Here is a 17,313-nt window from a genome sequence, read left to right as displayed (position 1 = left end):
GTGGCGCCTTTCGAGACGGTCGGATGGAGACTCCGACGTCTCAGGACCTGACGATCCTGGCACGGTCCACGGCACGAAAAGGCCTGATCAGCGGGATTCGTCGCCCCGAATCCGCGGGTTGGTGGGCCCGGTCCGCCAACCCGGCCCACGTTCTCGACGTGACCAGGGGACGGACTGGAGGCTCGTGGCGGGCATGGCCACGAGCCTCCAGTCCGGCAGTCAGTGCGTCAGGAACCGGCGGCCGCGTGCGCGGCCACCTGGCTGGCCGTCAGTTCGGTGCCGTAGACGGCGGCGTACCGCATCGACCCGGTGAAGTACGGGTTGTTCGTGGCACCCGGCCACCCGCTGACGACGTCGTAGCCGACGCGGAAGTACCCGGTGAAGTTCTCGGGGCTCTTGAAGGCCGCGTTCGACGTGACGAGCGTGCCGTCGACGTACAGGCGCATCCCGTTGGTGGGCGACATCGTGGCGACGGTGTGGTGCCAGGCGCCGTCGGTGTAGGCCTTCGGCGAGGTGAGGACCTGCGTGGCGCCGTTGTACGTGCCGAACGCGAGCTGGCCGCTGGTGGTCAGGTAGAGCTTCCGGTCGTGCTGGCTCGACGCTCCGGTCTGGCTGCTGCCGAAGCCGATGAGCATGCCGCCGGCGACCGTGGTGCGGAACCAGACCTCCTCGCTGAAGGTCGTGGGGTTGGCGTACGAGCGCGGAGTGGAGACGTAGCTCGTCGAGCCGTTGAGCGCGTAGGCGCTGCCGCTGTCACGCGGGCAGGCGTTCGGGCTCGGCGTGGTCGCCGTCATGGTGCCCTGGTAGGTGCCGTTCGCGCCGCGACCCGACCAGTCGGTGGCCGTCTTCGATCCAGAGGCCTCGGTCAGGCGGTAGGCGAACAGGGCATTCGCGGTGTCGGCGCCGACGGCGCCCGTGCAGGTGAAGTACGGGGCGGTCGCGGCCGTGTTCGCACTGTTGGTCACGCGGGCGGTGTACGCCGAGCGGGTCGGGGCGAACTGGTTCAGCAGGACGACGACGGCCAGGGCGACCACGAGCAGGACAGCGACGACGCGACCGTCGCGCAGGCGACGGAGGATCACGAGGGACGCACCGCCTCGACGCGGCCGACCGCCAGGCACGCCACGAGCGGCACGAGGCACACGGCGAACAGGGCGACCCAACCCAGGGGGTCGAGGTCGATGTTCGACATGAGCTGGTAGTGCCCGTTCTTCGTCAGCTCGTGGATGACGACCTTGCCCATCTCGCCGTCGACCAGGTGGACGCTGTTGCCGCCGTGGGCGTCGACGCGGACCGGGAAGATCCCCGACGAGATCACGGTGGCCTCGACGCCGGTCGGGCTCGAGGTGTTCGTGATCGTCGTCACGTTGACGAACGGCTTGAACACGAACGCCGCGTACGCAACGGTGAGGGCGCTGCCCGCGATCCGCAGGCACGTGCGGGTCACCCGGTCGGTGAACGCACTGGTCAGGGTCAGGATGATCAGCGTGCCGATGAGCAGGATCGGGGCGGCACGGAGCAGCCAGCCGATGCGCGGGACCAGGAGCGCGGGGGTGCCGATCACGTCGGCCTGGGTGAGCGTCCACGGGTCGGTGGCGCCGTTGACGTCACCGCGGGTGTGGATCCCGCCGTCCGCGTCGATCGAGACGATGCGGTGGGTGTAGACGACGTCCGGGTTGGCGGAGGTCTCGAACGAGACGATGTCGCCGACGCTGAGCGTGGCGACGTCCACCGGCAGGTCGAGCACGAGGGTGCCGACCGGGGCGGCTTCGCCCATCGAGGGGGTCTCGACGACGAACCAGCGGCCGCCGGCGGAGAGGAACAGGACGGCGGCGGTGAGGAGCAGTGCGGCGATCGCGGCGACCGACCAGGCGAGGACCGTCTCGGAGCGGGTGACCTGACGGCCGCGGAGGACCGGGCGGTCGAGCATGCCGCTGAGCGGGATCGCTGCGGTCTGGCTCATGGGCTCTGCTCCGGGGATTCAGGGGAATGGCGACGCTCGACCGGAGGGGGGTCGGCCGAGCGTCGCCGGTCTGGGGGAAGGGTGATGGGGGTCGGATCAGGCCGTGAAGGTCCAGGTCATCGGGACCGAGGCGGCAAGGCCCTGGTAGGTGTTGCCCGCCGAGGAGTCCAGGGTCACCGCGAAGTTGAACGGGACGCTCGCGCCGGCGGCCGGGGCCTGCGGCATCGTGAAGGCCGACGCCGCCGCACCCTTGAAGCTGGCGAGGGTGCCGCTGAAGACGGTGGTCGAGCCGGAGGTGACGACGAGGTTCATCTTGGCGCAGAGGTCGGTCGCGGTGCCGTTGGCCGAGCCGTTCGCCGACTGGGTGCACGTGGCGCCCGGGTTCAGCGTGAAGGTGCTTGCGTTCGCGGTGCCGGTGTTCTTGATCGAGATCGCGGTGTTGACCGTGTTGCCCGGGGTCATCGTCGTGCTGCCGCCGAACTTGTTGATCGTCGAGCAGGTCGCCGAGTTCGTCGAGACCGAGCCGCCGTCGGTGCTGAGGCAGGTGACGGTCGCGCCGGCGTTCTGCTCCTGCATGATCAGCGTGCCGCTGCCGGCGGTGTTGCTGCTGTTGGTGATGCTCGCGGCGAACCCGGAGAGGGTGCCGGTGAGCGAGAGGGAGAGCAGGACGGCGGCGAAGATACCCGCGAGGAGCGCCACGGGGGCGAAGCGGATCCGCTTCAGTGCGGAGGTGCGGAGCTTGGTGGACACGGGGTACCTCTTCGTTCGGTGGTGGTTGCAGGAAGTTGGGGGAAGCAAGGCGTTCGGGCTGTTTTGCTTCAATGGTTAAGATAGTCACTGATTCACCAAGTTGACCACTCGTATACTTACCCCAGTGCGGGGGACGCTCCTTGTCCCCCGGTCCCCGACACGGAAGAAGGCCCTCGTGGCAGCAGCACCGAACGACGACGACGCGGCCGATCTCATGGCCGCGTTCACCGCCGTCGTACGTGCGAACGCGAGCCTGGTGAGTCAGCTGAGCGCTCGTGCGGGCGTGCACGAGAACGCCCTCCGCGCCCTGGTCCTCATCAGTGACACCGGGTACTCCACGCCGACCGAGGTCGCCGGGTACCTGGGGCTGACCTCGGGCGCGGTGACGAACATGATCGACCGGATGAGCACCGCCGGCCTGCTCGAGCGCGCACCGAACCCGGCCGATCGCCGGGGCTCACTGCTGCGGCTGCTGCCCCCGGGGCATGTCGTCGTGTCGGACTACCAGGAGCGGTACACAGCGATGCTCCGGGCCGTCGACGGGGCGCACAAGGGCGAACTGCACGAGGTGCTGAACGACCTGGCGACGAGTCTGTACGAACAGGCTGCCGCCGCGTCCTGATCTCGCTCGCGGGGACCGCGCGTCTACCTGGTGGGGATCGCCCGTTCCTCCGTCGAGGTGAGGCCGGCACGGCGTTCCCGAGCCGTCCCGCGGGCACGCTCGTCCTCGAGCACCCGCACCACGGTTTCCCGGAGGGGTCGTGTCACTCCGCCGGCGTCCGTGAACGCCACCGCGGAGCGCTGCGCGAACCCGCCCTCCGACACCGGGATCCACAGGGGGAGTGATCGCGGTCCGGCCCAGTAGGCCACGTCGTGTGCAAGCAGGACGTCGTCGTCGACCGTGACCAGCTCGTCGTCGAACCCGGTGACCTCGGCCACGCACCGGAAGAACTCCTGCATCGGCGTCGGAGCGCCCACGGCGTTGACCGTGCCGACGAACCCGTCGCTCCCGGCACGGACGAGCCAGGCGGCGAGGTCTGCGACGTCGATCACCTGGACGAACCGCTCCGCCGTCGTCGGCACCAGCACCGGCCCACCGCGGTCGAGGCGTGCCGGCCAGTACCCGAACCGGTCACTCGGGTCGCCGGGGCCGACGATCAGCCCCGGGCGTGCGATGAGCAGCCGTGACCCGAGCCGGAGCCGCGTCATGCGCTCGGCCAGGACCTTCGCGTCGGCGTACTCGGACGGGTCCTTCGGCTCCACCAGCCGGGCGGACTCGTCGGCGCCCGGTTCGTCGTTTTCCGCGTACACCGAGACCGTGGACACCAGGGTCCAGTGCGCGGCCCGGTCGGCGAGGGCGTCGAGCGCCGGGGCGACGAGTTCGGGGGCGCTGGCGAGCTCGATGACCTCGTCCCAGTTCCCGCTGGCCTGTTCGTACGCGCCGGCCAGGGCTCGATCCGACTGGACGAAGCGCGCTCCCTCCGGAACGTTGCCGGTCGTGCCCCGGGCGAGGCAGGTGACGTCGGCGCCCTCGGACAGCAGCTCGTCGACGATCGTTCGCCCGAGCCAACCGGTTCCGCCGAGTACCAGGACGCGTCGCACGCGCTGCGTCATCAGACGGGCTGGAGGGGTCGTCGTTCACCGTCGGGGAGCTCGACCCGGATGCGATCGCCCGGCCGGACCGTGCCACCGGTGAGCACGACGCTCATCACCCCGCCCTTGCGCTCGACCGTGCCGTCCTCGGCGCGCCCCAACACGGCACGGAGGAGTCCCGGCTCGAAGCCGTTGATCTGCTGGCACGGATTCCGCAGGCCCGTGACCTGCACGGAGGCGTCGTCGCCGAGGTGCAGCACTGCCCCCTCGGGCAGCCCGAGCAGGTCGATGCCACTGGTCGTGACGTTCTCGCCCATCTGTCCCGGTTCGACGCTGAACCCGGCTTCGGCGACCTCGTCGAACAGCTCGGCGTGCAGCAGGTGGACCTGGCGCAGGTTCGGCTGGGAGGGGTCACGGGCGACCCGAGAGCGGTGCTGCACGGTCGTGCCGGCGTGGGCATCACCCTCGATGCCCCACCCCGCCACGAGCGTCACCGCGTCGACCAACGGCTTGCTGAACCGGTGCTCGCCGTCCTTGCTCACCGCGACCACGCGCGGCTGGTCCATGTCGTCCCCGCTCATGGGGCCGATTCTGCCCCATGGTCGCGGCCGCGCGGGTGCAGCGTCGGTCAGCGGCGCTCGCGCAGGCCGGTTCAGCGGCGCTTGCGCAGCGCGTTCGTGGCCCACAGCGAGACGGCGATGAGCACGGGCTGGAACAGCAGGCGGACGAAGCGCTTGGTGTCGGTGTCCAGGCCGAACCCGTCGCGGTGGTGCATCCACTGCGCGATGTTGCCGGGGAAGACCGCGAGGAAGAACACCGCGACGACCCAACCGACCGTCACCTGACGCCGAGCCAGGAGCATCAGCGCAGCCCCGAGCGAGATCTCCACCACGCCGGAGGCGATCACCGTGACGTCGGTCGGCAGCGGCACGAACTTCGGCACCTGCGCCTGGAACTCCTCGCGGGCCACGGTCAGGTGGCTGATGCCGGCCCAGGTGAGCATCGCGCCGAACAGGATGCGGACGATGGTCCGGGGGCGGGTGGAGCGGACTGCGGGGGTGCGGGTTGCCATCGGGGTGGTGCCTTTCACGGTCGTGGTGGGGTTCGGTGGAGTGGGGAGCCGAGGTCAGCGGCTGCGACTGCGGAGGACTCGGCGTCGGCGTGCGGCCTCGAACGTGATCGCGGCAGCGGCGGCGCCGAGCGTGAGGATCCGGGCGACCGGACGGCCGCGGGTCGAGGTGACCAGCCGCAGCACGCCGGCGAGTGTGAGTGCGGCAGCACCGCCGGTCGTGCTCGTCACCGAGCCGTCTTCGCGGTCGATCACGAGCCGGGTCCCACCGAGGGCTGCCGCCGCGACGGCGGAGCCGGTGCCGACCAGGTCGGTCCCGGGTGCACGGCGGACCGCTGCGGTGGCGACTCCGAGCCCAGAGAGGACTTCCAGGCCAGGGATGCCGAGTGCGTGTGGGACGCCCGGCTCGAATCCACGTCGCTGCATCTGCTGGGCTCGAGCGCGCAGCGAGGTGCGGCGAACCGTGGCGATGCCGTGCCCGGCGAGCAGGCCGCCGGTGACGAGGTCGATCCAGCTGGTGAGTTTCACGTTGCGCTCCATTAGGTTGTGCACAACCTAACACGTGGAGGTATCCGCCGGTCAAGATCCCGGGGTCCTACCGGTGCCGCCGCCCGCGGAGGGCGATCACGACGAAGACCACGAGCACCGTGACGACCACGGCCGCTGCGATCACCACGGCAGGCAGCACGTCGACGGACGCGGCCATCGTGTCGTCGCAGTCCGGAGCGGACACTGCACAGGATGCTGACGCTGCTGCTTCGACGAGACCCATGAGCGCAGTGAACCCGAGAAGCCGGACGAGGACAAGCGATAACGGTCGAAGGGCCAGTAGGTTCGTCTGGTGCCATCACGAGTGTCCGGGTTCGCCGGCGACCTCCGCCTCCGCCTGACGATCGCTTCCCTCGTCCTGATCGCCGCGCTCTACCAGTGCTTCTGGAACCTGGCCGGCTCGAACATCACCGGCGACGAGAACATCTACCTGCAGAGCGGGTGGCAGTACGTCCACGGCGACTTCACCGCGAACCGCGAACACCCGCCGACGGCCAAGTACCTGTTCGGGCTCGTGCAGCTCCTCACCGGGCAGGGTCCGATCGGCCCGCGGGTCCTCGTCGGCGTGCTCACCTTCGCGGTCGGCGTGGTCCTGTACCTGTGGCTGCGTCGCGAGATCGGGTACTGGGGTGCCCTGCTGGCGGCGTCGCTGTGGTGGCTGACTCCACGTGGTGGTGCGGGCGCCCGCGTCGACCGGCTCGCCCTGCTCGACCCGGTGATGACGGCCTTCGCCGTGTTCGCGATCGTCGCCGCGTGGTGGTGGATCCGCAGTGAGCGGGCGTGGTGGCTCGCTCCCGTGTCCGGCGTGCTCATGGCTGCCTCGGTCACGTCCAAGTTGTCGACCATCGTGCTGCTCCCGGCGTTCCTGCTGCTCCCGGTCCTGTTCAAGGCCTGGCGGAAGGGCCTCGTCGGCGGCGTGCTGTGGGTCGCCGCCTTCACGGTCACGTTCGTCGCCCTGTACGTCCCGATGGGCATCCGTTCGGCGATCCAGTACATGGTCGCGTTCCAGGAGGGGCAGAACACCAACGGGCACCCGATCACGATCGACGGGCAGATCTACACGTTCGCACCGTGGTGGGCGAGCTTCCGGTTCTTGCTCGACGGCACCGGCAAGGGGATGCTCGTCGTCCTCGCGATCGGTGTGCTCGCTGCCCTGGTGGTACGGGCGGACCGCCTGGTCGCGTACGTCGGCGCATCCCTGGTGCTGCTCGTCGGGTTCTACGTCGTCGTGGCCAAGATCGCGCTGCCGACCTACTACACCGCGTGGATGCCGTTCCTGCTGGTCCTCGCCGCCATCGGCTTCGCGCGACTCGCCACCGTCCCCCCGAGGGCCCTGACCGTCCCGGTCGTGCTGGTCCTCGTCGCGACGCTCGTCGTCCCCTCGTTCCGGGTGAGCCAGGCCGTCGCGCGGGCGCACCCGACCGGGATCGCGCTGTTGCCCGGGTACCTCGAGGAGCACGATGTGCCCGACGGTCGGATCCTGTTCGTGTCGGCGACTCCCACGCTCTTCCAGCCGTACGTCGGCGACCACGGCACCAACCGACTCGACCGCGGCCCCTACGTCGCCATCGTCGTCGGACGCGACCAGCGGCTCCCCGCACCGGAGGCCGTGACCAACCTGCTGCACGACGACGCCTCGTCCTTCACCTCGGGCAGGCTCGACGGCCTGCGCGTGTGGGTCCCGAAGGACGGCCGCATCCGCGAGGACAACGGGGCCCTCACGATCGCCCGCTAGTCGATGCGACGTTGGCGAGGCGTCGCGCACCCATGCGCCTACTGCGGCATGTCGACGAACCGCGAGAACATCCCGTGGAACGCCACGGTGATGGTGTCCGTCGGTCCGTTACGGTGCTTCGCCACGATCAGGTCCGCCTCACCCTGACGCGGGTTGTCCTTCTCGTACGCCGACTCACGGTGCAGCAGGATGACCATGTCAGCGTCCTGCTCGATGGAGCCGGACTCACGGAGGTCGGAGATCGCCGGCTTCTTGTCGGCACGCTGCTCGGGACCACGGTTCAGCTGCGACAGGGCGATGACGGGCACCTGGAGCTCCTTGGCCATCAGCTTCAGGGCACGCGAGAACTCGGAGACCTCTTGCTGGCGGCTCTCGACCTTCTTGCCCGAGGTCATCAGCTGCAGGTAGTCGATGACCACGAGCTTCAGGTTGTGCTGCTGCTTGAGTCGACGGCACTTGGCACGGATCTCGACGAGCGTCATGTTGGGGGAGTCGTCGATGAAGAACGGGGCGTCGTTGATGCGACCGCGGGTCTGCGCGATGGTGGTCCAGTCGCGCGAGTCCACGGTGCCCTTGCGCATGTTCTGCAGCGGCACGCTGGTCTCGGCGGAGAGCAGACGCATCGCGATCTCGGCGCGACCCATCTCGAGCGAGAAGAACGCGGCGGTCTGGTCGTGCTTGATCGCGGCGGCGCGGCACAGGTCGAGCGCCAGCGTCGACTTACCGAGGGCGGGTCGGGCGGCGACGATGATGAGCTGTCCGGGGTGGAAGCCGTTCGTCAGGCCGTCGAGCTGCGCGAACCCGGTCGGCACCCCGGTCATCTGGCCGTCGCGGCCCTTGGCGGCCTCGATCTCGTCGAGCGCGGCCGAGATGGCGTCGGTCAGCGGGACGTAGTCCTCGGTCTGCACACCACCGGCGACGTTGTAGACCTCGGCCTGCGCGCTGTTGACGAGGTCGGTGACCTCACCCTCGGACGCGTAGCCCATCTGGACGATGCGGGTGCCGGCGTCCACCAGGCGGCGGAGCACCGCCTTCTCGGCGACGATGCCGGCGTAGTAGCCGGCGTTCGCGGCGGTCGGCACCATGCTCGTGACGCTGTGCAGGTACTCGGCTCCGCCGGCGCGGGACAGCAGCCCGGTCTTGGTCAGCTCGTCGGTGACGGCGATGACGTCGGTGGGTTCACCGTGCGAGTAGAGCGACAGGATGGCGTCGAAGATGACCTCGTGCTTGGGGACGTAGAAGTCCACGCCACGGGCGGTCTCGATGACGTCGGCGACGGCGTCCTTCGACAGGAGCATGCCACCGATGGTCGACTGCTCCGCGAGCATGTCGTGCGGCGGGGTGCGTTCCATACCGCGCTCCGCGTAGTCCTGCGGTGCGGGCTCAAGATGTGCGATCGACACACGCTCTCCTCTGTTGACGACACGGACCTGGACCGGCGGGACAGCACCCACCGGCCGGAACCCGCACCCCTGTTTCTACCCCCGGCAACCGACATCCCCGAGTCGCTGGGCCAACGTACGGCCGCGGAGTTATCCCCAACAAACGGCCCTGTGGATAACTCTGTGGAGAGCCTGCGGAACACGCCGGAGCGCTGTGTGGAGAACTGTGGACGGGCCTGTGGAAAAAGACCCGTACGAACACACTTTCGACCACTTGACCTGGGGTTTTCTGTTGCACACGGTGTGTGGAAAAGTGGGGTTCAAGTACCCCTTGAAGGTTCCGATTTGACACGTTTCCACTGTGTAAAACGACTTGACAAGGACCCCTCCTGTGGGAAGAGTTCTCGGCCTGTTCCCAGCCAGCGCGACCCCGTCTGAACCGTAACCAGCCAGCCCGAGTCGAGCCGCGCCTCCAGGCCCGTGACCACGTCGGCGACAGCCGTGGGACAAGCCGCGCGACCGCCCCCGGAACGCAACGACGGGCGGGCCTCCCGGAGGAGACCCGCCCGTCGTGGAGCGGAACGTCAGTGCTACTTGGCAGCGACGACCTTGAGCGAGATCACTGCAGTGATGTCCTCGCGCAGGCGCACGGTGGCCTCGTGGTCACCGACGGTCTTGATGGTCGCGGGGACCTCGACCTTGCGCTTGTCGAGCGAGCCGACGCCCTGCGCCTGGACGGCGTCAGCGACGTCGCCCGGACGGACGGAGCCGAACAGACGACCGTCCTTGCCGGCCTTGACCGACAGGGTGATGGTCGCGTTCTCGAGCTTCATCTTGAGGTCCTGTGCCTCTTCGATGGTGGCGAGCTCGCGCGCGGTACGCGCGGCACGGATCGACTCGACCTGCTTCTCGCCGCCCTTGGACCACGCGACAGCGAAGCCCTGGGGGATGAGGTAGTTGCGGGCGTAGCCGTTCTTGACGTCGACGACGTCACCAGCGGAACCGAGGCCGGAGACCTCGTGGGTGAGGATGAGCTTCGACATGTGTCGACCTCCGATCAGCGGCCGGAGCCGGCGTAGGGGAGGAGCGCCATCTCACGGGCGTTCTTCACGGCACGGGCGATGAGGCGCTGCTCCTGGACGGAGACGCCGGTGATGCGACGGGCGCGGATCTTTCCACGCTCCGAGATGAACTTGCGAAGGGTCGCAACGTCCTTGTAGTCGATGACGCCGACCTTGATCGACTTCGCGGGAGCAGCGTTCTTGCCGCCCTTGCCGCGAGGCTTCCGGCGGTCGCCGGTGCTCTTTCCAGCCATAGTGATTTGTCCTTAGAAGAAAAGTTGTGTGTCCGTCGGAACGCTGAGGATCAGAACGGGGTCTCGTCGTCGAAGTTGCCGCCGGGGGTGCTCCACACGTCGTTCGACTGTGCGTTGCCGCCACCCTGCTGGCCGCCCTGGGGAGACCAGGGCGCGTCCGACTGACCGCCACCGTTGTTGTTCCAGTTGCCGCCGCCGTTGCCCGCGGGGGCGCTGCCGCCACCGCCGACCTGGCCACGACCGCCGCCACTGCCACCCGCTGCGCGGGTGATCTGTGCGGTCGCGTAGCGGAGCGACGGGCCGATCTCGTCGACCTCGAGCTCGATGCTCGTGCGCTGCTGGCCCTCACGGTCCTGGTAGGAACGCTGACGCAGACGACCCTGCGCGATGACGCGCGAGCCCTTCGTCAGCGACCCCGCCACGTGCTCGGCGAACTCGCGCCACACACTCGCGCGGAGGAACAGCGCATCGCCGTCCTTCCACTCGTTCGCCTGACGGTCGAACGTGCGAGGGGTCGACGCGATGGTGAAGTTCGCCACGGCGAGCCCGTTCTGCGTGTACCGCAGCTCGGGGTCCGCGGTGAGGTTGCCCACCACCGTGATGACGGTTTCGCCGGCCACGGGTTACTCGGCGCTCGCGGTCGCGGTTGCGGAGGCGTTGGCGGCCTTGCGGGCCGCGCGAGCCTCGTCACGCTGCTTCTGGGCGGCGACCTGCGCGATGCCCTCTTCAGCGCGGAGGACCTTCGTGCGGAGCACGGCCTCGGAGAGACCGAGCTGACGGTCGAGCTCCTTGGCGGCCTCGGGCGACGACGTGAAGTCGACGACGGCGTAGATGCCCTCGGACTTCTTCGCGATCTCGTAAGCGAGCCGGCGACGGCCCCAGACGTCCACGTTGTCGACGGTGCCACCCGCGTTGCGGATCACGGCCAGGAACTTGTCCAGGCTGGGAGCGACGGTGCGCTCATCGATCTCGGGGTCGAGGATCGCCATCAGTTCGTACTGGTGCATGCGGAACCCACCTCCTCTGGTCTCAGCGGCCCCGGGCGGTTCCCGGGGCAGGAGGGTTGATGCATGTGCCCCAGACCACGCAGGTGCGCGAGGGGCAACCTGGGTAGCCTACCGGACTGCCTGGAGGCGCGCCACCGGCCTGTGGAGAGCGGTCCCGCCCGTCAGGCGGTCGCGTCTCAGGCGCCGCGTCGCCTCAGGCGCTGGTGTCGCCTCAGGCGCTGGTGTCGCCTCGGGCGCCCCACCACTCGCGCAGGCGCTCCTCGGCCGTCTCCGGTCCGAGGGGCCCTTCGTCCATCCGGGCCTCGAGCAGGAACCGGTAGGCCTCGCCCACGGCACGCCCCGGCGGGATGTCGAGGATCCGCATGATGTCGTCGCCGGTCAGGTCCGGGCGGATCGACTCGAGCTCCTCCTGCTTGGACAGCACCTTGATGCGGTCCTCGAGGTCGTCGTAGGCGAACGCCAGCCGGTCGGCCTTGCGGCGGTTGCGGGTGGTGACGTCCGAACGGGTGAGCTCGTGCAGCCGTTCGAGCTGCGGTCCGGCGTCGCGGACGTAGCGGCGGACGGCGGAGTCGGTCCAGGCGCCCTCGGTGTACCCGAAGAAGCGCAGGTGCAGCTCGATCAGGCGGGACACCGCGGCGATGGTGTCGTTGTCGAAGCGGAGCGCACGGAGTCGCTTCTTCGCCATCTTGGAACCGACCAGGTCGTGGTGGTGGAAGCTCACGGCGCCGCCGGGCTCGAGCTTGCGCGTCGCGGGTTTGCCGATGTCGTGCAGCAGCGCCGCGAGCCGGAGCACGGTGTCCGGGGGATCGCCGGCGTGCCGCTCGGCCTCGTACCCGATGGCCTGCTCGAGCACGGTGAGGGAGTGCTCGTAGACGTCCTTGTGGTGGTGGTGCTCGTCGACCTCGAGCCGCATCTCGGGCAGCTCGGGCAGGAACCGCTCGGCGAGGCCGGTCTCGACGAGCAGCCGGAGGCCGGGGACCGGGTCGTCCGTGTTGAGCAGCTTGACGAGCTCGTCGCGGACCCGCTCGGCGGACACGATGTCGATCGATGCGACGAGTTCCTGCATCGCGGCCCGCACGTCGTCGTCGACGGTGAAGCCCAGTTGGGAGGTGAACCGTGCGGCGCGCATCATCCGCAGGGGGTCGTCGCGGAACGAGACGACCGCGGTCTGGGGCGTCCGGAGCCGTGCGGCGAGCAGGTCCTCGACGCCGCCGTGCACGTCGACGAGCTCGCGGTCCGGCAGCCGCAGGGCCATCGCGTTGACGGTGAAGTCGCGACGGAGCAGGTCGTCCTCGATGGTGTCGCCGAACGCGACCTCGGGCTTGCGGGTCTCGCCGTCGTAGACGTCGCTGCGGTACGTGGTGATCTCGACCTGCTCGCCGGCGACCCGCGCGGCGATGGTTCCGAACTGACGACCGACGTCCCAGGTGGCACTCGCGATGGGTTCGACGATCCGCAGGATCTCGTCCGGCCGGGCGTCGGTGGTGAAGTCCAGATCGGTCACCGGACGGCCGAGGAACGCGTCACGGACGGGGCCGCCGACGAGGGCGAGTTCGTGTCCGGCGTCGGCGAAGGCCCGAGCGAGGAGGTCGACGGGCTCGGTGGTGGCGAGTGCGTCGAGTCGTTCGACGGCCTGGGCAACGGACTGCATGACGGTGCTCATCCTCCCAGATCGAGGCCCCGAGTTCTCCACAAGCCGCGCGCGCACGGGACCTGTTCATGGTCGCGCCTCATACACTCGTGCTCGGCCCGAACCGACCCCGTGGCCCGCTCCCCGTATGCAGATGCTCCGCACCACGCTCGCCGCAGCCGCGTCGACCCTCGTCGCGCTCGGCCTGGTCGTCGCGCCCGTCGCCACCGATCACGCCTCGGCCGCCACGGTGTCCGCAGCCAAGAGCCACGTCGCCGATCCGGCCGCCGCAGACGCGGGCAAGGCGACCATCTCGATCGCCCCCGCGAACCGTGGCGTCGTCCAGCGCGACCAGGACCTCACCCTGTCGGTCACCGTCACGAACGACACCGACGCGGCGCTGCCGGCCGGCACCGCGGAGTTCGACATCTTCCGCTCGGTGAGCACGCGCGACGTCCTGGCGAGCTGGCTCGGCGACACCACCACGACCGGTTACCTCGGCGCCCCGATGGACTCTGTGGACATCCCGGCGATCCCGGCGCACCGTTCCATCACCATCGACTCGGTCGAGATCGTCTCCGGCAACGTGGCGCTCGGCGGGTACTCCTCGTTCGGCGCCCGCCGCATCGCGGCCGAGTACACGGCGGGCGACGCCTTCGCCGTCGACCGCTCCGCCATCACCTGGTACCCGGACTTCGAACAGGCCCCGGTCAGCGTTTCCGTCGCGATGCCGATCACCGTGCCGAAGTCGACCGACGGCATCCTCACCGCGCCCGTGCTCGCTGCCGCGACCTCGGTCGACGGCACGCTCACGCAGCAGCTCGACGCCGCCGAGGACCACAACGTCGCCGTGGCCGTCGACCCGCGGATCATCGCCTCGATCCGGATCCTCGGCGACAACGCCCCGTCGAGCGCGATCACCTGGCTGCAGCGTCTCGAAGCACTGCGCAACGAGACCTTCGCGCTGCCCTACGCCGACGCCGACGTCACCGGCCTGCGCCAGGCCGGGTCCGACGGCATCCTGGCGCCGATCTCCCTCGACCAGTCCGTCAAGTCCGAGAACTTCCCCGGCGCCGAGACCCCGGCACCGACTCCGACGGCCACACCGGGGCAGACCTCGTCACCGGCCCCCACCGAGGCCGCGAGCGACGGCACCACGACCGACGACGGTGCCGACCAGGCGCAGGAGACGCTGCCGACCACGGACTCCCTGCTCGACTTCCCGTACTCGATGGACTCGATCGCCTGGCCGACCGAGGGGACGGTGTCCTCCGCCGACCTGCCCGCCCTCGAGCGTGCCGGCACGAAGACCACCATCGTCTCGAGCGGCAACACCTCGGCCGGCGCGGACACCACCATCACCGCGTCCGAGAAGATCGGCGACGACCACGTGCTCGTCTCCGACCAGTCGATGTCGTCGATGCTCCGCCGAGCCGCCGGCGCCACCGACCGGCAGACCTGGTCGTCGACGATGTCCGAGCTCACCGCGACACTGGCGACCTCGGCCCGTGCCGCCACCGCCACGGGGCCGATCCTGCTGACCCTCGGGCGCGAGTGGCCGTCCGACTCCACCCGGCTCAGCCAGGCGCTGGACGCCCTCGAGAGCACCGCCTGGGTCGCCCCGGCCGACCTCTCCACCGCCTCGAAGGCCGTCGCCGGGTCGCTCACGCTCGCCAGCGCGTCCACCGGCGAGGCCCGCATCGACCAGCTGCAGCGACTCGTGCGGGGGGAACAGGGGCTCTCCGCGTTCGCGACGATCCTCGGCGACCCGAACCAGCTGACCGCCCCGGCTCGGCTCCGTCTGCTCGCGCTCGCCTCGAACGCGTGGCGCGACGACGACCAGGGCCTCGCCGCCGCGGTGGAGGCCCGAACGGCCGCCTGGGCGAAGAGCACCACCGAGGTCGGCATCGTCGACTCGAGCAGCCTCACCCTGCTCGGCGACCGGTCGTCCCTGCCGGTGTCCATCCGCAACAGCTCCGACTACCCGGTCACGGTGCACCTGTCCGTGCAACCGTCCAACTCGGCGCTGCGGGTGGTCCGCAACGACATCGTCGTCGAGATCCAGCCCGACTCCTCCACCCGCGCGACCGTCCCCGTGCAGTCGGTCGCGAACGGCAAGGTCGAGTTGACGATGTCGCTCTCGAGCCCGACCGGCGTCGCCGTGGCCGAGCCCGCGACCGTCGAGCTGAACGTGCAGGCGCAATGGGAGACGGTCATCACCGCGGCCGCCGCGATCGCCCTGATCGGCATCTTCGGCTTCGGCATCTTCCGCAGCATCCGCAAGCGCATCCGCCGCCGCAACGGTGAACTCGACGACGAGGACGACGACGACCCGAACCGCCCCCTTGCGGTCCAGCCGACGGTCGGGGGCGCGCAGGCGTCCACCACCCGGCCTGGAGGCACGGATCGCCGCTCCGGAGCGGCCCCCGCACCCAGCGTGGCCGCGTCCACGGCCGGCGCGGCCACCGGAGTGGCGGCCGCGGCCCCGGCTGCAGCGCCGGCTGCAGAGACGACCGCGGCGGTGGACCAGAGCCTCCTGCAGGACGCCATCGCGCGTGCCGGAGCCGAGCCGCGCCTCCCGTCCGACGCCGCACGCAACACCGTCGCGGACGACCGCGACCCCGAGGAGCCGACCATCAGCACCAGCCAGCCCCAGCCCGACGTCGACGCCGAGCCGGTCGCCGAGCGCAGCCTCGGCCGGGCGAGCGCGATGCTGGCCGCCGGCACGATGCTGTCGCGCATCCTCGGCTTCGCGAAGACCTTCGTGCTGGCGTACGCGATCGGGCAGACGCAGTCGCCGGCGGCGGATGCGTTCGCGGTGTCCAACCAGCTCCCGAACAACATCTACGCGCTGATCGCGGGTGGCCTGTTGTCCGCCGTGCTCATCCCACAGATCGTGCGTGCGATGAAGCAGCACACCGACGGTGGCACGGCCTACGTCAACAAGATCGTGACGCTCGGCGGATCCCTGTTCATCGTCATCGCCGTCGTCGCGACCCTGATCGCCCCACTGCTCGTGCAGGTGTACGCGCAGACCGCGTCAGGCGAGGGCAAGGGGTTCACGCCCGGTCAGATCGACCTCGCAGTGGCGTTCGCGTTCTGGTGCCTGCCGCAGATCCTCTTCTACGCGATGTACTCCCTGCTCGGCGAGGTCCTCAACGCGAAGCAGGTCTTCGGCCCGTTCACGTGGGCGCCGCTCATCAACAACGTCATCTCGATCGCCGGGCTCGTCGTCTTCATCGCCATGTTCGGCGGCAGGGCCGCGAACTCCGGCGTCGACGACTGGACTCCGCTCAAGATCGCCGTCCTCGCCGGCAGTGCAACCCTGGGCGTGCTCGCTCAGGCCGCCTTCCTGCCGTTCTTCTGGCGCCGGGCTGGCCTGAGCTTCCGACCTGACTTCCGCTGGCGCGGCGTCGGCCTGAAGTCCACGGGCACGGCGGCCGGGTGGCTCTTCGCGATGATCCTCGTCACCCAGCTGGCCGGCATCGTGCAGTCGCGCGTCGCATCGCTGGGTTCCGGTGCCGCGGGCAACGCGGTGCTGCAGAACGCCTGGCTGCTCTTCATGCTGCCGCACTCGATCATCACGGTCTCCATCGCGACGGCGTACTTCACACGGATGAGCCACGACGCGGAACGCGGCGACCTCGACGCTGTGCGGAAGAACCTGTCGCTCTCGCTGCGGATCGTCGGACTGTTCACCGTCTTCGCCTCGATCGCGCTGATGGTCGTCGCCGTGCCGTTCGGACGCATGTTCTCCAACACCTTCGACGGGGCGCTGTCGATCGGCGCGGTCCTGCTGGCCTACATGCCGGGGCTCGTGCTCTTCAGCATGTTGTTCATCATCCAGCGCGTCTTCTGGGCGATGCACGACCACCGGACGCCGTTCCTCATGCAGTGCGTCCAGTCGGTGCTGTTCGTGATCGGTGCCCTCGCGGTCAGCACGCTCCCGAACGAGGCGATCGGCGTCGCGATCGCAGCGTGCACCACCCTCGCGGGCACCGCGCAGACGATCGTCGCCCTGGTGCTCGTCCGCAAGCGGCTCGGTGGCATCGAAGGACCCGTGGTCACCCGTTCGCACGTGCAGTTCGTCATCGCCGCGCTCATCGCGGGCGTCGTGGGACTCCTCGTCGTGAACTTCTTCGGGTCGTTCTCGGCGAGCGGCTTCGCGATGGCCGACTTCACCGGAGCGGCCATCACCCTCGTCCTCGCCGGCGCGGTGATGGCAGCCGTGTACTTCGGAGCCCTCGTCGTCGCGAAGAACGGCGAGATCGGCAACGCCGTCCGGATGCTCCGCAGCAAGCTCGGCCGCTGATCCCAGCC

17 protein-coding genes are annotated in these 17,313 nt (G+C 69.6%); 3 read left to right on the top strand and 14 right to left on the bottom strand.

The genetic code is table 11. The annotated features are described in order from the left end of the window. Nucleotides 1-227 precede the first annotated feature (227 nt). From DEJ04_RS00965 to DEJ04_RS00955, 3 genes are all read right to left on the bottom strand, one after another. Nucleotides 228-1,082, bottom strand: a complete 855-nt coding sequence (locus DEJ04_RS00965) for a LamG domain-containing protein (protein WP_111045715.1) — start codon at nucleotides 1,080-1,082, stop codon at nucleotides 228-230. After that, on the bottom strand, nucleotides 1,079-1,963 hold the full coding sequence (locus DEJ04_RS00960) for a S26 family signal peptidase (protein ID WP_111045713.1): 885 nt from the start codon (nucleotides 1,961-1,963) through the stop codon (nucleotides 1,079-1,081). Before DEJ04_RS00960 ends, DEJ04_RS00965 begins: the two co-directional genes overlap by 4 nt. Before the next feature lie 96 nt (nucleotides 1,964-2,059). Beyond that, the gene (locus DEJ04_RS00955; RefSeq protein ID WP_027466885.1) at nucleotides 2,060-2,713 is read right to left on the bottom strand and encodes a hypothetical protein; all 654 of its coding nucleotides are present in this window, start codon (nucleotides 2,711-2,713) and stop codon (nucleotides 2,060-2,062) included. 175 nt (nucleotides 2,714-2,888) lie between these two features. Here DEJ04_RS00955 and DEJ04_RS00950 point away from each other — a divergent pair, with 175 nt between their 5' ends. Continuing rightward, nucleotides 2,889-3,335, top strand: a complete 447-nt coding sequence (locus tag DEJ04_RS00950; RefSeq protein WP_269149419.1) for a MarR family winged helix-turn-helix transcriptional regulator — start codon at nucleotides 2,889-2,891, stop codon at nucleotides 3,333-3,335. A gap of 23 nt (nucleotides 3,336-3,358) precedes the next feature. Here the strand turns inward: DEJ04_RS00950 and DEJ04_RS00945 are convergent, their stop codons facing one another. The 5 genes from DEJ04_RS00945 to DEJ04_RS18300 all read right to left on the bottom strand — a co-directional run bounded on the left by DEJ04_RS00945 (nucleotide 3,359) and on the right by DEJ04_RS18300 (nucleotide 6,108). Then, nucleotides 3,359-4,327, bottom strand: a complete 969-nt coding sequence (locus DEJ04_RS00945; RefSeq protein ID WP_111045711.1) for an NAD-dependent epimerase/dehydratase family protein — start codon at nucleotides 4,325-4,327, stop codon at nucleotides 3,359-3,361. Further along, nucleotides 4,327-4,887 (bottom strand): MOSC domain-containing protein, encoded by a 561-nt coding sequence (locus DEJ04_RS00940; RefSeq protein WP_228516464.1) that lies wholly within the window; start codon nucleotides 4,885-4,887, stop codon nucleotides 4,327-4,329. Before DEJ04_RS00940 ends, DEJ04_RS00945 begins: the two co-directional genes overlap by 1 nt. A 71-nt stretch (nucleotides 4,888-4,958) precedes the next feature. Continuing rightward, nucleotides 4,959-5,378, bottom strand: coding sequence for a MauE/DoxX family redox-associated membrane protein (locus DEJ04_RS00935; protein ID WP_027466888.1), 420 nt, complete (start codon nucleotides 5,376-5,378; stop codon nucleotides 4,959-4,961). Between the two features lie 54 nt (nucleotides 5,379-5,432). Continuing rightward, complete coding sequence (locus tag DEJ04_RS00930) at nucleotides 5,433-5,903, bottom strand: hypothetical protein (protein ID WP_146248614.1); 471 nt, start codon at nucleotides 5,901-5,903, stop codon at nucleotides 5,433-5,435. 67 nt (nucleotides 5,904-5,970) lie between these two features. Beyond that, nucleotides 5,971-6,108: a hypothetical protein gene (locus DEJ04_RS18300; RefSeq protein ID WP_171907757.1), complete on the bottom strand. Its 138-nt coding sequence runs from the start codon at nucleotides 6,106-6,108 to the stop codon at nucleotides 5,971-5,973. Between the two features lie 108 nt (nucleotides 6,109-6,216). Here DEJ04_RS18300 and DEJ04_RS00925 point away from each other — a divergent pair, with 108 nt between their 5' ends. Beyond that, nucleotides 6,217-7,659, top strand: a complete 1,443-nt coding sequence (locus DEJ04_RS00925; protein WP_181437693.1) for a glycosyltransferase family 39 protein — start codon at nucleotides 6,217-6,219, stop codon at nucleotides 7,657-7,659. Nucleotides 7,660-7,697: 38 nt separating this feature from the next. Here the strand turns inward: DEJ04_RS00925 and dnaB are convergent, their stop codons facing one another. The 6 genes from dnaB to DEJ04_RS00895 all read right to left on the bottom strand — a co-directional run bounded on the left by dnaB (nucleotide 7,698) and on the right by DEJ04_RS00895 (nucleotide 13,014). Further along, nucleotides 7,698-9,062, bottom strand: a complete 1,365-nt coding sequence (dnaB, locus tag DEJ04_RS00920) for a replicative DNA helicase (RefSeq protein WP_031260130.1) — start codon at nucleotides 9,060-9,062, stop codon at nucleotides 7,698-7,700. 569 nt (nucleotides 9,063-9,631) lie between these two features. Then, nucleotides 9,632-10,084 (bottom strand): 50S ribosomal protein L9, encoded by a 453-nt coding sequence (gene rplI / locus DEJ04_RS00915; RefSeq protein WP_027466901.1) that lies wholly within the window; start codon nucleotides 10,082-10,084, stop codon nucleotides 9,632-9,634. A gap of 14 nt (nucleotides 10,085-10,098) precedes the next feature. Then, entirely contained in the window at nucleotides 10,099-10,356 is a 258-nt protein-coding gene (gene rpsR / locus DEJ04_RS00910) for a 30S ribosomal protein S18 (RefSeq protein ID WP_017887834.1), read from the bottom strand. 50 nt (nucleotides 10,357-10,406) lie between these two features. Then, entirely contained in the window at nucleotides 10,407-10,976 is a 570-nt protein-coding gene (locus DEJ04_RS00905) for a single-stranded DNA-binding protein (RefSeq protein ID WP_111038694.1), read from the bottom strand. Between the two features lie 3 nt (nucleotides 10,977-10,979). After that, nucleotides 10,980-11,363, bottom strand: a complete 384-nt coding sequence (gene rpsF / locus DEJ04_RS00900) for a 30S ribosomal protein S6 (RefSeq protein WP_027466903.1) — start codon at nucleotides 11,361-11,363, stop codon at nucleotides 10,980-10,982. Nucleotides 11,364-11,574: 211 nt separating this feature from the next. Beyond that, complete coding sequence (locus DEJ04_RS00895; RefSeq protein WP_111029095.1) at nucleotides 11,575-13,014, bottom strand: CCA tRNA nucleotidyltransferase; 1,440 nt, start codon at nucleotides 13,012-13,014, stop codon at nucleotides 11,575-11,577. A 133-nt stretch (nucleotides 13,015-13,147) separates the two neighbouring features. Between DEJ04_RS00895 and DEJ04_RS18585 the strand changes: the two genes are divergently transcribed. Next, nucleotides 13,148-17,305, top strand: coding sequence for a DUF6049 family protein (locus tag DEJ04_RS18585; protein ID WP_220035537.1), 4,158 nt, complete (start codon nucleotides 13,148-13,150; stop codon nucleotides 17,303-17,305). The last annotated feature ends 8 nt before the right edge of the window (nucleotides 17,306-17,313 follow it).

The sequence above is a fragment of the Curtobacterium sp. MCLR17_044 genome (genome assembly GCF_003234435.1).
Lineage (GTDB): Bacteria > Actinomycetota > Actinomycetes > Actinomycetales > Microbacteriaceae > Curtobacterium > Curtobacterium flaccumfaciens.
This window is presented reverse-complemented; position numbering and strand designations above follow the sequence as displayed.

Excerpts from the sequence above, each read along its gene's own strand:
- DEJ04_RS00935 (WP_027466888.1), bottom strand. The coding sequence starts at position 5,378 with ATGGCAACCCGCACCCCCGCAGTCCGCTCCACCCGCCCCCGGACCATC.
- DEJ04_RS00945 (WP_111045711.1), bottom strand. The coding sequence starts at position 4,327 with ATGACGCAGCGCGTGCGACGCGTCCTGGTACTCGGCGGAACCGGTTGG.
- rplI (WP_027466901.1), bottom strand. The coding sequence starts at position 10,084 with ATGTCGAAGCTCATCCTCACCCACGAGGTCTCCGGCCTCGGTTCCGCT.
- rpsF (WP_027466903.1), bottom strand. The coding sequence starts at position 11,363 with ATGCACCAGTACGAACTGATGGCGATCCTCGACCCCGAGATCGATGAG.
- DEJ04_RS00895 (WP_111029095.1), bottom strand. The coding sequence starts at position 13,014 with ATGCAGTCCGTTGCCCAGGCCGTCGAACGACTCGACGCACTCGCCACC.
- DEJ04_RS00960 (WP_111045713.1), bottom strand. The coding sequence starts at position 1,963 with ATGAGCCAGACCGCAGCGATCCCGCTCAGCGGCATGCTCGACCGCCCG.
- DEJ04_RS00940 (WP_228516464.1), bottom strand. The coding sequence starts at position 4,887 with ATGAGCGGGGACGACATGGACCAGCCGCGCGTGGTCGCGGTGAGCAAG.
- rpsR (WP_017887834.1), bottom strand. The coding sequence starts at position 10,356 with ATGGCTGGAAAGAGCACCGGCGACCGCCGGAAGCCTCGCGGCAAGGGC.
- DEJ04_RS18585 (WP_220035537.1), top strand. The coding sequence starts at position 13,148 with ATGCTCCGCACCACGCTCGCCGCAGCCGCGTCGACCCTCGTCGCGCTC.